The organism is Streptomyces sp. CS113, from assembly GCF_002188365.1.
GTDB lineage: Bacteria > Actinomycetota > Actinomycetes > Streptomycetales > Streptomycetaceae > Streptomyces > Streptomyces tendae.
Genome location: NZ_KZ195574.1, coordinates 4396414 through 4411081, shown reverse-complemented (window position 1 = coordinate 4411081; position 14668 = coordinate 4396414). Strand labels below are relative to the sequence as shown.

11 protein-coding genes are annotated in these 14668 nt (G+C 70.2%); 9 read left to right on the top strand and 2 right to left on the bottom strand.

From position 1 onward, the window contains the following. The first annotated feature begins 17 nt into the window (after positions 1-17). Complete coding sequence (locus B9W62_RS19515; protein WP_087808395.1) at positions 18-1280, top strand: MFS transporter; 1263 nt, start codon at positions 18-20, stop codon at positions 1278-1280. Between the two features lie 46 nt (positions 1281-1326). Next, positions 1327-1920 (top strand): LppU/SCO3897 family protein, encoded by a 594-nt coding sequence (locus B9W62_RS19510; RefSeq protein WP_087808394.1) that lies wholly within the window; start codon positions 1327-1329, stop codon positions 1918-1920. Between the two features lie 96 nt (positions 1921-2016). Here B9W62_RS19510 and B9W62_RS19505 read toward each other — a convergent pair whose 3' ends face one another. After that, a complete protein-coding gene (locus B9W62_RS19505; RefSeq protein ID WP_087808393.1) occupies positions 2017-3468 on the bottom strand; it encodes a CCA tRNA nucleotidyltransferase in 1452 nt (483 codons plus the stop codon). A 225-nt stretch (positions 3469-3693) separates the two neighbouring features. On the opposite strand from B9W62_RS19505, the gene B9W62_RS19500 reads away from it, so the two are divergent. The 7 genes from B9W62_RS19500 to trxA all read left to right on the top strand — a co-directional run bounded on the left by B9W62_RS19500 (position 3694) and on the right by trxA (position 13627). After that, entirely contained in the window at positions 3694-6126 is a 2433-nt protein-coding gene (locus tag B9W62_RS19500; RefSeq protein ID WP_087808392.1) for a DUF6049 family protein, read from the top strand. Positions 6127-6170: 44 nt separating this feature from the next. Beyond that, positions 6171-8666, top strand: coding sequence for a murein biosynthesis integral membrane protein MurJ (gene murJ / locus B9W62_RS19495; protein WP_087808391.1), 2496 nt, complete (start codon positions 6171-6173; stop codon positions 8664-8666). Positions 8667-8805: 139 nt separating this feature from the next. Next, a complete protein-coding gene (locus B9W62_RS19490) occupies positions 8806-10521 on the top strand; it encodes a protein kinase family protein (RefSeq protein ID WP_087808390.1) in 1716 nt (571 codons plus the stop codon). Positions 10522-10551: 30 nt separating this feature from the next. Beyond that, positions 10552-11262, top strand: a complete 711-nt coding sequence (sigM, locus tag B9W62_RS19485) for an RNA polymerase sigma factor SigM (protein WP_087808389.1) — start codon at positions 10552-10554, stop codon at positions 11260-11262. Continuing rightward, complete coding sequence (locus tag B9W62_RS19480; RefSeq protein ID WP_087808388.1) at positions 11259-12128, top strand: anti-sigma factor family protein; 870 nt, start codon at positions 11259-11261, stop codon at positions 12126-12128. Before sigM ends, B9W62_RS19480 begins: the two co-directional genes overlap by 4 nt. A 159-nt stretch (positions 12129-12287) precedes the next feature. Further along, entirely contained in the window at positions 12288-13256 is a 969-nt protein-coding gene (trxB, locus tag B9W62_RS19475; protein ID WP_087808387.1) for a thioredoxin-disulfide reductase, read from the top strand. 38 nt (positions 13257-13294) lie between these two features. Then, entirely contained in the window at positions 13295-13627 is a 333-nt protein-coding gene (gene trxA / locus B9W62_RS19470; RefSeq protein ID WP_087808386.1) for a thioredoxin, read from the top strand. Between the two features lie 110 nt (positions 13628-13737). Here trxA and B9W62_RS19465 read toward each other — a convergent pair whose 3' ends face one another. Next, complete coding sequence (locus B9W62_RS19465; protein ID WP_087808385.1) at positions 13738-14355, bottom strand: GNAT family N-acetyltransferase; 618 nt, start codon at positions 14353-14355, stop codon at positions 13738-13740. Between the last annotated feature and the right edge of the window lie 313 nt (positions 14356-14668).

Genomic DNA, 14668 nt, shown 5'->3' with positions numbered 1-14668 from the left:
ATGTGAGGCTGTGCCCCATGGCCGTCGTCCGTGACCTGCGCATCCTGCTGCGTCTGAAGGGGTTTCGGCACCTGCTCGCCGTTCGCCTGCTCTCCCAGGGCGCCGACGGTGTCTACCAGGTCGCGCTCGCCACCTACGTCGTCTTCTCCCCGGAGAAGCAGACCTCGCCCGCCGCGATCGCCTCCGCGATGGCGGTGCTGCTGCTGCCGTACTCCCTGGTGGGCCCCTTCGCGGGTGTGCTGCTGGACCGCTGGCGCCGCCGCCAGGTCTTCCTGTACGGCAACCTGCTGCGTGCCGTCCTGGCCTCGGTGACCGCGGTACTGATGATCGCTTCCGTCCCCGACTGGCTCTTCTACGTCTCGGCCCTCTGTGTCACGGCCGTCAACCGCTTCGTCCTCGCGGGCCTGTCCGCCGCGCTGCCCCGGGTCGTCGACGCCGAACGCCTGGTGATCGCCAACTCGCTCTCCCCGACGGCCGGCACCCTGGTCGCCACCGCGGGCGGCGGCCTCGCGTTCGTCGTGCGCCTCGTGGTCTCGGACTCCGACGCCGCCGTGGTGCTGCTCGGCGCCGGCCTCTACCTGTGCGGGGCGCTGGCGTCGCTCCGGATCGCCGTGGTGCTGCTCGGCCCGGACCCGGCACGGGTGCCGCCCACCGTCGCCTCGGCGCTCACCGGCACCGCGCGCGACCTGGTGGCGGGCGTACGTCATCTCGCCGCGCCCGCCCGCCGGGAAGCGGCCTGGGCGCTGGCCGGCATGACGCTGATGCGGTTCTGCTACGGCGCCCTGCTGGTCATGCTGCTGATGCTGTGCCGGTACTCCCTGACCTCGGAGACGGAGGAGGGGCTGGCCCTGCTGGGGCTGGCGCTGGGCGTCTCCGGAGCCGGCTTCTTCGCGGCGGCGGTGCTCACTCCCTGGGCGGCGGGACGGCTGGGGCCCGGTCGCTGGATGGCCGTCTGTGCGGCGGTCGCCACCGTGCTGGTGCCGGCGCTGGGCCTGCCGTTCACCACGGCGCCCCTGCTCGCCGCCGCGTTCGTGCTGGGCCTGACGACACAGGGGGCGAAGATCGCGACCGACACGGTCGTGCAGTCCTCCGTCGACGACACCTTCCGGGGCCGGATCTTCTCCGTCTACGACGTGCTGTTCAACGTGGCCTTCGTCGGAGCGGCCGGAGTGGCCGCGCTCATGCTGCCGCCTGACGGCCGATCGGTACCGCTGGTCGTGACCGTCTCCGCGATCTACGGAGTGGTTGCGGTGGCTATGGCCCGGTTTGAGAGCCGGTAAGTGTCACATCAGTGACACAGAGCCTCACTCGACTACAGAGTTGTCCGTGGGACCCGGTAGCTTACGTGCGTCTTATCTCGCGGCATGTCCGCGACACGCACCTATTTCAGGGGGACCCCCAGTGACCACCCAGCCGCCGCCTCAGGGCAACCCGTTCGCGCAGAACCAGCCGCAGGCCCCGCAGCAGCCCCAGGGACAGAACCCCTACGCCCAGGGGCAGCCGGGCTTCCCGCAGCAGGCCGGCCAGCCCGGGCAGCCCGGTTTCCCGCAGCAGGGTGCGCCGTACGCCCCGGTGCCGCCGCAGCCCGCCCGCCGCAAGCCGAGCTTCAAGGTGATCAAGAACATCGTCATCGCGGTGGTCGTCGTGGGTGTCGCGGTCGGCGGTTACATCGCCAGCCGGGACGACGCCGACCAGGCCGGCGTGGGTGACTGCCTGAAGTCCGCGTCGTCGTCCTCGGACCGCATGGAGGTCGTGGACTGCTCTTCCTCGGAGGCCGAGGGCAAGGTCCTCTCGAAGGTGAAGGGCCACTTCACGTCGGTGACCGCCGAGACGGAGTGCCGGAAGGTCGACGGAGCCACCGGCTTCTACGCCGAGACCGGCGACGGTGAAGAGTTCCTGCTCTGCCTCGGCGAGGCGTGAGAAGGGGAGTTCCCTCCCCTGCTGGTTCACGGTCATGTTTCACGTGAAACATGACCCGGCGGGCGGCACGTTTCACGTGAAACGTGCCGCCCGTTCTCATGCGTTCTCCGGGTGCTGGGCCCACCACTCCTTGAGCGCCGCCACCGCCGCGTCGTACTCCATCGGCCCGTTCTCCAGGCGAAGCTCCAAAAGGTGCTTGTACGCCTGCCCCACGGCCGGCCCGGGACGGATACCGAGGATCTCCATGATCTGGTTGCCGTCCAGGTCCGGGCGGATCGCGTCCAGCTCCTCCTGCTCCTGAAGCTGCCCGATCCGCTCCTCCAGGCCGTCGTAGGCGCGGGAGAGAGCCGTCGCCTTGCGCTTGTTGCGCGTCGTGCAGTCCGACCGCGTCAGCTTGTGGAGACGGTCGAGCAGCGGGCCCGCGTCCCGGACATAACGACGAACCGCGGAGTCCGTCCACTCGCCCGTGCCGTAGCCATGGAAGCGCAGGTGCAGCTCGACCAGGCGCGAGACGTCCTTCACCAGTTCGTTGGAGTACTTGAGCGCGAGCATGCGCTTCTTCGTCATCTTCGCCCCGACCACCTCGTGGTGGTGGAACGAGACCCTGCCGTCCTTCTCGAAGCGGCGGGTGCGCGGCTTGCCGATGTCGTGGAGCAGGGCTGCCAGGCGAAGGGTCAGGTCGGGCCCCTCGCTCTCCAGCGCCATCGCCTGCTCCAGGACGATGAGCGTGTGGTCGTAGACGTCTTTGTGCCGGTGGTGCTCGTCCCGCTCCAGCCGCAGGGCCGGCAGCTCGGGCAGCACCCGCTCGGCGAGGCCGGTCTCCACCAGCAGGCTCAGACCCTTGCGCGGGTGCGAGGAGAGGATGAGCTTGTTCAGCTCGTCCCGGACCCGCTCGGCCGAGACGATGTCGATGCGCCCGGCCATGTCGTGCATGGCCTTGACGACCTCGGGTGCCACCTCGAAGTCGAGCTGCGCGGCGAAGCGCGCGGCCCGCATCATCCGGAGCGGGTCGTCCGAGAACGAGTCCTCGGGAGTCCCGGGGGTGCGCAGCACACCGGCCGCGAGGTCGTCGAGTCCACCGTGCGGGTCGATGAACGCCTTCTCCGGAAGCGCCACGGCCATCGCGTTCACCGTGAAATCACGTCGGACGAGGTCCTCGTCGATGGAGTCGCCGTAGGACACTTCCGGCTTGCGCGAGGTGCGGTCGTACGCCTCCGACCGGTAGGTGGTCACCTCGATCTGCCAGCCGTCCTTCTGCCCACCGACCGTGCCGAAGGCGATCCCGACCTCCCAGACCGCGTCGGCCCAGGGTCGCATGATCTTCAATACGTCCTGGGGGCGGGCGTCGGTCGTGAAGTCCAGGTCGTTGCCGAGCCGCCCGAGCAAGGCGTCCCGGACCGAGCCGCCGACCAGGGCGAGAGAGAACCCGGCCTCCTGAAAACGGCGGGCGAGATCGTCGGCGACAGGGGCGATCCGCAGCGGCTCGCTCACCGTGCGGTGCTGCTCCTGGCTCAGGGCGTTGGGGCTGACTTCGTTGGCGTTCGGCACAACAGAACAGGGTACGTGGCCGGGGCGGAGACAGCCGCCCCGATTGATCCCGCACCGAATCCCCCACTTCCGTACCGCTCCCTCTATAGGCATACATAGCGGGAAGCCCGGCCCGGCCGCGGATCTTGTGGCGTACTCCGCGGCACTTCCCCTCGCCGCACATCGTTACCATGCGTGGACGCACATTCCGACGACCACTGATCACGACGAGGGACGGGCGAGCGCGTGGCCGAGGCGGCAGACTTCCAGGGGACCAGTGCCTCACCTGCCCGCCGGTGGCTGCGGCGCACCACGGCACTGCTCGCCGGGGCGCCGCTGCTGGCCGGCCTGGTCCAGCTGCCCGCCGCCGGCTCGGCGCACGCCGAAGAGGCGACCGCCGCCCTCGCCGACTCCGACTCGGGCTCGGTGGCCGTGGCTGTGGACTCGCTCACGCCCTCCGCGCCCACGGACGGGGACACGGTGACCGTGTCGGGCACCGTCACCAACAAGGGCAAGCGGACCGTGACCGACGCGCACGTGGGCCTGCGTGTGGGCCCACCGGTCGACACCCGCTCGTCGGTCGACGCGATCGCCAAGGACAGCGACGACCTCCAGGGCTCCATCGCCCCGGAGATCGACAACAAGTACACCGAGAAGTTCTCCAAGCTCACCCCCGGTGTCGCCGAGCACTTCAACATCTCCGTGCCGGTCGACGATCTGAACCTCGGCAACGACGGCGTCTACGAATTCGCCGTCTCGCTGTCCGGTGAGACGTCCGCGCAGCCCTGGGAGCAGATCCTCGGCATCCAGCGGACCTTCCTGCCGTGGCAGCCCGACGAGGCAGGCACCAGGACCAAGACCACGGCGCTGTGGCCCCTCGTCTCGACGACGCACATGGCCGCCGAAACGGGGCCGAACGAGGAGCAGACCCCGGTCTTCCTCAACAACGACCTGGCGAAGGAGATCTCCCCCGGCGGCCGCCTGAACCAGATGGTGACGCTGGGCAAGGACCTCGACGTCACCTGGGTGGTCGATCCGGACCTGCTGGCCTCCGTCGACGCGATGACGGGCAGCTACCGCGTGCGGGACGGGAAGAAGACCACCGCCGGCACCCACCAGGCGGTCGCCAAGCAGTGGCTGGCCGAGCTGCAGGACGCGGTGGCCGACAAGGAGGTCGTCGCCCTCCCCTTCGCCGACCCCGACCTGGCGTCCCTGGCCCACAACGGCACCGACGTCACCGGCTCGCTGCGTCAGCTCAAGGACGCGACGGACGTCGTTGACAACACCGTCGAGCCGATCCTCCACATGAAGCCGAATACCGACTTCGCCTGGCCCGTGGACGGCGCCGTCGACCGGTCGATCGTCAAGGTCGCCACCTCCGCCGGCGCCGACAAGGTGATCGCCCGCAGCGACAGCCTCCAGGAGACCAACGGTCTGCCGTACACACCGTCCGCGGCCCGCCCCATCGGCGGGGGCACCACGGCCGTCGTGGCGGACGCCCGGCTGTCCACGGCGTTCGAGGGCGACCTGACGAACGCGTCGGCGTCCACGCTCGCCGTGCAGCGCTTCCTCGCCCAGAGCCTGGGCCTGAGTCTCCAGACCGACAAACAGCGCAGCGTCGTCATCGCTCCCCAGCGCACGCCGTCCGGAAGCCAGGCACGCGCGATGGCCGAGGCGCTGCGGGCGCTCCAGAGCGGCACCTGGTCCCAGTCCCAGAAGCTGGCGGCGGCCTCGTCGGCCAAGCCCGACCCGGACGCCACCACCAAGGTTCCGGGGACTTCCTCCTATCCTTCGGCGCTGCGCAAGAAGGAGCTGCCGCGGTCGGCCTTCGTGGAGAGCGCGCAGACGCAGGACGCGCTGGACGGCTTCAAGGTCGTGCTCTCGGACCCGTCCCGGGTGGTGACGCCCTTCGGACGCGCCCTGAACCGGGAGATGTCCGTGTCGTGGCGGGGCAGGGCCGCCGAGGCGGAGTCGTTCCGCGCCGGAGTGAAGTCGTACCTCGACGGGCTGGCCGGCCGGGTCAGACTGATCGACAAGTCGGAGACGAAGCTCTCCGGCCGCAGCGCCACCATCCCGGTCACGGTGCAGAACAACCTGGTGCAGGACGTCGGTCCCCTGGTCCTGCGGCTCACCTCGACGAACCCGACCCGCCTCGAGATCGACGGCGCCCGCTACGAGGAGCAGCCGATCTCGGTCTCCGGCGGCCACAGCCAGTCGGTGAAGTTCACCACGTCGGCCAACGCCAACGGCCGGGCCACGGTGATCGCCCAGCTGTACACGCAGGACGGGCGCCCGTACGGCGAGCCCGTGACCTTCGACGTGAAGGTCACCGAGATCACCGCCACCGTGATGCTCGTCATCGGCGGCGGCGTCCTGCTGCTCGTCCTCGCCGGTTTCCGGATGTACACCCAGCGCAAGCGGGCCGCTGCCCGCGCCGCCGCGCAGGGCGGGGAGAGCGACTCCGAGGAGCCTGAGGCGTCGGAGGCGTCGGAGGCGTCGGAGGCGTCGGAGAACTCCGAGAACGACCCGGAGAACCCGGAGCGCCCCGAGGGACGTCTCACGGAGGAGTCCGAGGCACCGGCCCGGGCAGGCGACCCGGAGCAGCCGAGTGACCCGACACCGGACACCGCAGCGGAAAGCACCGACCCGTCCGGCACGGGTGAGAGAGTGGACCGTTGAGGATGTCGTGGCCGGTCGGCCCGGGACGATGAGGTGGGGTAACCATGAACGCGCCGTACGACGGTGACCGCGGTCAGGCCGTGGACGGCTCGGGTCACCCCCAGGGCCCGCCGCCGGACCCAGGACAGACGCCGCCGCCGCAGCAGCCCGCGGACATGTACCTCCAGGACGCCTACGACCAGGATCCCTACCGGGCACAGGACCTCTCCGCCCAGGACCCGGTCTCCGAGGCGCTCTACGACCGCGCCGCGCACCCTCCGCCGCCCCCGGGCACCTACCCGCCGCAGCAGCCGCTGTACTCCCAGCCCTCGCAGTCGCCCTACGCCCCCGACCCCCGCGTCTGGGCTCCGACCCCGGCCCCCGAACCGGAGGGCCCGACGCAGTACCTGCCGTACGGCGACGACCCCCGGACCACCCAGTTCGTGGGCGTCGACGACCTGGTCGGCCAGTCCGGCGACCAGCGTCACGAGCCGGACGCCTTCGCGCACCTCTTCCGCGACCAGCAGCAGGGCGGCGGCCACCCTTCCTACGACGACCAGGCGGCCGTGCCCGCACCGGCCCCGCCGCCGGGGCCGTACGGCGGGGCGGCGAACCCGGGGCAGTACGGCACGACACCCGCTCCGGGACAGTACGGCGGGCACCAGGGGCCCGACCCGTACGGGAACGCTCCGGCCCACGGCCAGTACGGCGACCCGGCTCCGGCGCACGGCCAGTACGGCGGCGCGGCTCCCTCGCACGGTCAGTACGGCGGCCACGCCCCGGCGCAGGGCCAGTACGGGAACGCTCCGGCACCCGGGCAGCACGCGGCGCCCGCACCGGGCCAGTACGCGGTGGCCCCCACGCCCGAGGCAGCCGAGGCTCCCCTCCAGGAGCCCGAGCCCGCCCCCGCGGCCGCCGCGCCCAAGAAGGGCGGGCGCGCCGGGGGCCTGCTGAAGTCGAGCGCCGTGATGGCGGCGGGCACGATGGTGTCGCGGCTGACCGGGTTCATCCGGTCGGCGCTGATCGTCTCGGCTCTGGGCGTCGGTCTGCTCGGCGACACCTTCCAGGTCGCCTACCAGCTGCCCACGATGATCTACATCCTCACCGTCGGCGGCGGCCTCAACTCGGTCTTCGTTCCACAGCTCGTCCGCGCCATGAAAGACGACGAGGACGGGGGCGAGGCCTTCGCCAACCGCCTCCTGACCCTCGTCATGGTCGCGCTGGGCGCGCTGACGGTGATCACGGTCTTCGCCGCGCCCCTGCTGATCCGGCTCCTGTCCAACCCCGTCGCCAGTGACCCGGCCGCCAACGAGGTCGGTATCACCTTCGTCCGCTACTTCCTGCCGTCCATCTTCTTCATGGGCCTGCACGTGGTGATGGGGCAGGTCCTCAACGCCCGGGGCAGGTTCGGCGCGATGATGTGGACCCCGGTCCTGAACAACATCGTCATCATCGTGACCCTCGGCCTGTTCATCTGGGTCTACGGCACCGCGGAAACCTCGGGCATGAAGGTGACGAGCATCCCGCCGGAGGGCGAGCGTCTGCTCGGCATCGGAGTGCTGCTGGGACTCATCGTGCAGTCCCTGGCCATGATCCCGTACCTTCGGGAGACGGGTTTCCGGCTCCGGCTGCGCTTCGACTGGAGGGGACACGGCCTGGGCAAGGCCATCACCCTCGCCAAGTGGACGGTCCTGTTCGTCCTGGCCAACCAGGCGGGCGCCATGATCGTCATCCAGCTCTCCACCGCTGCGGGCAAAGCCTCGCCCGTCGACGGCACCGGCTTCGCGGCCTACGCCAACGCACAACTGATTTGGGGCCTGCCGCAGGCCATCATCACCGTCTCGCTGATGGCTGCCCTGCTGCCCCGGATCTCCCGCTCGGCGTCCGAGGAGGACGGGGGAGCGGTCCGGGACGACATCTCCCAGGGCCTGCGCACGACAGCCGTGGCCATCGTTCCCGTCTCCTTCGGCCTCGTCGCACTCGGCATCCCGATGTGCACGCTCATGTTCGGCTCCTCGGGCACCAGCGAAGCCACCAACATGGGCTACATGCTGATGGCCTTCGGCCTCGGCCTCATCCCGTACTCCGTGCAGTACGTCGTCCTGCGCGCCTTCTACGCCTACGAGGACACCCGGACGCCCTTCTACAACACCGTCATCGTGGCCGTCGTCAACGCCGCCGCCTCGGGCCTGTGTTACCTGCTGCTGCCCTCCCGCTGGGCGGTGGTCGGCATGGCGGCCTCCTACGGCCTGGCCTATGTGATCGGCGTGGGCATCGCCTGGCGCAGGCTGCGCAAGCGGCTGGGCGGGGACCTGGACGGCGCCCGGGTGCTGCGGACCTACGCCAGACTGTGCATCGCGTCCGTACCGGCGGCCCTGCTCAGCGGCGCCGCCTGCTACGCGATCAGCCGCGCGCTCGGCCAGGGCGTCGTGGGATCGTTCGCGGCGCTGCTGGCCGGTGGAGTGCTCCTGTTCGGTGTCTTCTTCGTCGCCGCCCGCCGCATGCGCATCGAGGAAGTCAACTCTCTGGTCGGCATGGTGCGCGGACGCCTGGGACGCTGAGACCCGGGGTAGGCGCACAACCATCGTCCGCCGCCGTGTGTCGTGCATAGCGGCGGACTGTGGGCACAATTGGGTTCGGCGTCGGACGCGCGGATCGGAAGTCGGCCGACGCGCATGGAATGGGGAGGCAGGAACGACGGTGGCGGAACGGAGCACAGCTGCCGTCGACGTGGCAGACAACAGCGGCGATGAGCCGCTGACCGCACAGGCGGACCAGTCCACGGCCGACGGGGTGGCCAACAACCGGGAGCGGGACACGGACAGCGACGAGGCACAGGGGACCACGAGCGAGGAATCCGGCAAGGCCTCGCCTCCCGAACTGCACAGCGGGCACAAGCTCGCCAGACGCTACCGCCTCGAGGAATGCGTCACCCGTCTGGACGGCTTCAGCAGTTGGCGGGCCGTCGACGAGAAGCTGCGCCGCGCCGTCGGCGTCCACCTCCTCCCCGCGGACCACGCGCGAGCCCGGTCCGTGCTGGCCGCGGCACGCTCCTCCGCCCTGCTCGGCGACCCCCGCTTCGTCCAGGTCCTGGACGCCGTCGAGGACAACGACCTCGTCTACGTCGTGCACGAGTGGCTCCCCGACGCCACCGAACTGACCGCCCTCCTCGCCTCCGGACCGCTGGAGGTGTACGACGCCTACCAGATGGTCAGTCAGGTCGCCTCGGCCATGGCGGCCGCCCACCGCGAGGGCCTCGCCCATCTGCGCCTGAGCCCCAACGCGGTGCTGCGCACCTCGACGGGCCAGTGGCGGATCCGCGGGCTCGCCGTCAACGCCGCGCTGCGCGGCATCAGTTCCGACACGCCGCAGCGCACCGACACCGAGGCCATCGGCGCCCTCCTGTACGCCGCGCTCACCCAGCGCTGGCCGTACGAGAGCGACGCGCACGGCCTGGCGGGCCTGCCCAAGGACATCGGGCTGATCCCCCCGGACCAGGTACGCGCCGGCGTCCACCGCGGCCTGTCCGAACTGGCGATGCGGGCGCTCGCCAACGACGGCGCCACCGCTTCCCGCCACGAGGCGCCGTGCACCACGCCGGAGGAACTGGTGAAGGCGATCGGCGAGATGCCGCGCATCCGCCCGCCGGAGCCGGCGTACACCGCACCGCCGCAGTACCAGCGCACGGCCTACCAGCAGGGCGGGTACGGCCGCCCGGCCCCGCACCCCGGTGTCACCCAGCCCGTGCCGACGCCGCCGCCCCCGCTACAGAGCCGTACCGGCAAGGCCCTGAAGTGGGGCGTCTCGGCCCTGCTGATCGCCGCACTCGGCCTCGGCAGCTGGCAGCTCGCGGACGCCCTCATGGAACGGGGCGGCAAGGCCGACGACCCGAACCAGACCCAGACGGTGGACGGCAACGACAAGAACGACGGGCAGACCAAGCCTGCCAAGCCGCTCAGTGTGCAGGCAGCCCAGGAGTACGTGGCCAGTGGCAGTGCCCAGGCGCCCGAGGACGCGGCCAAGACCTATGACGGCGACGCATCCACCTTCTGGCGCACGAAGAAGTACACGGACGGTCCGAAGCTCGCGCCGTACAAGCCCGGCGTCGGCATCGTCTACGACCTCGGCTCGCCGCAGGACGTCTCGACGGCGTCGATAGGCCTCCGGTACACCGGCGATCACACGACCGTGCACTTCTACGCCACCGATTCACTGTCGCCCTCGACGGGAGTCGACGGCATGACCGAGATCGCCAGCGCCACCACGACCGGTTCCTCGCTCACGGCGAAGGCGTCGAAGCCCGTCAAGACGCGGTACGTCCTGCTGTGGATGACCGACGTCCCGAACGCGCCGTCCGACGGCTACAGCGGCGCCGGGTACAAGCAGGCGATCACCGACGTGACCTTCAAGGGCTGAGGGCCCTTCGAGGAAAGGGGGAGGAGGCCGATGGCAGATGGCACCGCGTACGACGGCATCAGCGATCAGAGCCTCCTCGCCCGCCACGTCGAGGGCGACCCCGACGCCTTCGGTGAGCTCGTACGCCGTCACCGCGACCGTCTCTGGGCGGTGGCCCTGCGGACGCTGGGGGACCGCGAGGAGGCCGCCGACGCCGTCCAGGACGCCCTCGTCTCCGCCTACCGGGCCGCCCACACCTTCCGCGGTCAGGCCGCCGTCACCACCTGGCTGCACCGGATCACGGTGAACGCCTGTCTCGACCGCGCCCGCAAGGCGGCCTCGCGGAAGACCGCGCCCGTCGACGACACCGAGCGCCTGGAGCAGCTGCTGGAGCCGCACGAGTCTGCCTCCGCCCCCGCCGAGCGCAACGATCTCCACCGCCAGCTGCTGGAGGCCCTGGGCACCCTGCCGGCCGACCAGCGGGCCGCCCTCGTGCTGGTCGACATGCAGGGCTACCCCGTAGCGGAGGCCGCCCGCATCCTCGACGTACCGGCCGGAACGATCAAAAGTCGTTGTGCCCGGGGCAGAGCCAGGCTTCTTCCGCTGCTCACCCACCTGCGTCCGGACGGCAGCGGAGAGAGCAGGAAGCCCGGCCCGGAACGGAACCGGACGCAGGGGGCATCCGTCCCACCCGCAGCGGGACCGTCGGAAGCGGGACCGGGCGATTCAACCGCAGTGAAGGGCGGAGGTGGACGAGCGTGACGTCGTCGACGACAGACAGGACCGGGCACCCGGACGTCGCGGAGATCGCCGACCTCACCGAAGGCCTCCTCCCGGCCTCGCGGACCACCGAAGTACGGCAGCACCTGGAAGGCTGCGAGCTCTGCGCGGACGTCTACGCCTCACTGACGGAGATCCAGGGACTGCTCGGTACCCTGCCCGCTCCGGCGCCCATGCCGGACGACGTGGCCGCCCGTATCGACGCTGCCCTGGCAGCCGAATCGCCGCCGGCCGTCGCCGACGGCACACGTGTTTCACGTGAAACATCGACACCCGTCGACCGGCCCGCCGGGCACGCCCGCCCCGCCTCCACGGGTCCCGGCCGCAAGGAACGCCGTCGAGGCGGGCGGCGAAGGATCGCCGTCCTCGGCGCCGTGGCCGCCGCTGCTGCCATTGGACTCGGATCGGTCGTCGTCTCCTCCCTCACCGAGGAGGGCTCCTCCGGCAACACCGCCAGCGAACAGCAGACCGCGCTCGCGGACACCTTCTCCGAGGGTCGGCTCAAGGACAAGGTCACCAACCTGGTCGCGGACGGCAGCGCCGAGAACGGGTCCCGCACCCCGCGCAGCTTCGGCATGGAGTCCGAGAACGGTGGCGAGACCGCCGAGAACCACGTCTTCAAGCAGCCGACCGTGCCCGAGTGCATCCGCCAGGGCATCGGTCGTGACGACGCCGTGATCGCCGCTGAGCCCGGCGTCTACAAGGGCAAGGAAGTCCTGCTGGTGGTGCTGCCCGACGCCACCCATGACACCCGGGTCACCGCCTACATCGTCGAGTCGGCGTGCGTGGATCAGCCCGCGGTGGGCAAGGCCAAGATCCTTCTCCAGCACTCCTACGCGCGTTCGTAGCGGTCCCTTCGTAGCCTCATCGGGCGGGCCGGTCCCTGCCGCCGTGCGCCCGGGCACAGCGGGAATGCGCGCCCCGTAGGATCCGTTAGGTGGGGTGAGAGTTCCGAGTGCAGCTCCACCCGGCCCTGAAGACGCAGTCCAGAGACGAGGAATGAAGCCGTGAGCGACGTCCGAAACGTGATCATCATCGGCTCCGGGCCCGCCGGCTACACGGCGGCGCTCTACACCGCGCGAGCGTCCCTGAAGCCGCTGGTGTTCGAGGGTGCCGTCACCGCGGGCGGAGCGCTGATGAACACCACCGAGGTGGAGAACTACCCCGGCTTCCAGGACGGCATCATGGGCCCCGAGCTCATGGACAACATGCGGGCCCAGGCGGAGCGCTTCGGTGCCGAGCTGATCCCGGACGACGTCGTGGCCGTGGACCTCAGCGGCGAGATCAAGACCGTCACCGACACCGCGGGCACGGTCCACCGGGCCAAGGCCGTGATCGTCACCACCGGTTCTCAGCACCGCAAGCTCGGCCTGCCCAACGAGGACGCTCTCTCCGGCCGCGGCGTCTCCTGGTGCGCGACCTGCGACGGCTTCTTCTTCAAGGACCAGGACATCGCCGTGATCGGCGGCGGTGACACCGCGATGGAGGAGGCCACGTTCCTCTCCCGCTTCGCGAAGTCCGTGACGATCGTCCACCGCCGGGACACCCTGCGCGCCTCCAAGGCCATGCAGGAGCGTGCCTTCGCCGACCCCAAGATCTCGTTCGTGTGGGACAGCGAGGTCGCCGAGGTTCAGGGCGAGCAGAAGCTTGCGGGCCTGAAGCTGCGCAACGTCAAGACCGGCGAACTCTCCGATCTGCCGGTGACCGGCCTGTTCATCGCGATCGGCCACGACCCCCGCACCGAGCTCTTCAAGGGCCAGCTCGACCTGGACCCGGAGGGCTATCTGAAGGTCGAAGCGCCTTCGACTCGCACCAACCTGACGGGTGTCTTCGGCGCCGGTGACGTGGTCGACCACACCTACCGCCAGGCGATCACCGCCGCGGGCACCGGTTGTTCCGCCGCTCTCGACGCCGAGCGCTTCCTCGCCGCCCTCAGCGACGAGGACAAGGCGGAGCCCGAGAAGACCGCCGTCTGACCATCCCATCCCCGCACCAACCCCTTAAGGAGCCCGCCGTGGCCGGCACCCTGAAGCATGTAACCGACGACTCCTTCGAGCAGGACGTTCTCAAGAACGACAAGCCCGTCCTGGTGGACTTCTGGGCCGCCTGGTGCGGTCCGTGCCGCCAGATCGCGCCGTCCCTCGAAGCGATCGCCGCGGAGTACGGCGACAAGATCGAGATCGTCAAGCTGAACATCGACGAGAACCCGGGCACGGCCGCCAAGTACGGCGTCATGTCCATCCCGACCCTGAACGTCTACCAGGGTGGCGAGGTCGCCAAGACCATCGTCGGTGCGAAGCCGAAGGCCGCGATCGTCCGCGACCTCGCGGACTTCATCGACGGCTGACGATCGCCGCTCGACGTTTCACGTGAAACACGAATGGGCCGACCCGGACGGGTCGGCCCATTCGGCTTACTGCACTCTCCGGTCTCTCCGGTGCCGTCCTGGTGCCGTCACTACAGCGGACGCAACACGGGCTCCTTCTGAACGGCGCCGAGCAGGCGGTCCAGCGCCATTTCGACGTCTTCCTTCCAGGACAGCGTCGACCTCAGATCCAGCCTCAGTCGCGGGTGCCGGGCATGCGGCCGGACCGTCTTGAACCCCACCGCCAGGAGATGGTCCGCCGGCAGGACACAGGCGGGCTCCTTCCATCGGGCGTCCCCGAACGCCTCGATCGCCTTGAAGCCACGGCGCAGGAGATCTTTGGCGACCGTCTGGACCATCACCCGACCCAGTCCCTGCCCCTGGTACCCCGGCATCACGAACGCGGTCATCAGCTGCACCGCGTCGGAGGAGACCGGACTGGTGGGGAAAGCCGTCGAGCGCGGCACATACGCAGGCGGTGCGTAGAGAACGAAGCCCACCGGCACGTCATCGACATAGACCACCCGGCCGCACGACCCCCAGTCCAGCAGAACGGCGGAAATCCAGGACTCCTTCTCCAGGTCCGGCGTACCCGCCTTTACCGCGGCCTCGCCACTGACGGGGTCCAGTTCCCAGAAGACGCACGAGCGACAGCGCTGGGGAAGGTCCTGAAGGTTGTCCAGCGTGAGCGGTACGAGCCGGCGCCCCATGAAGGCTGTTCCTCGCTTCCTTCCCCTGCCGCGTCGCGGGCGGCTGTCAGCGCGCTCCGTTCCCTGAGCATGCTGCCGATGAACCCGCCGACCGCGCCCAGCCCCAGGCCCGCGCTCACCAGTTCAGTGCGGCTCATCGATCTCATGGCCCCTGCCTTCCTCTCGAAGAGGTACTGCCAGGTACTGCCAGGTACTGCCCAGGTGACAACGCCATCCCGATCGCATCGTATCCACGATGCGGTGGCCCCGACACCGAGGCAAAGCAAAGGGCGGGCCGTGTTCCGGTATGCACCGGACGCGGCCCGCCCTCAGG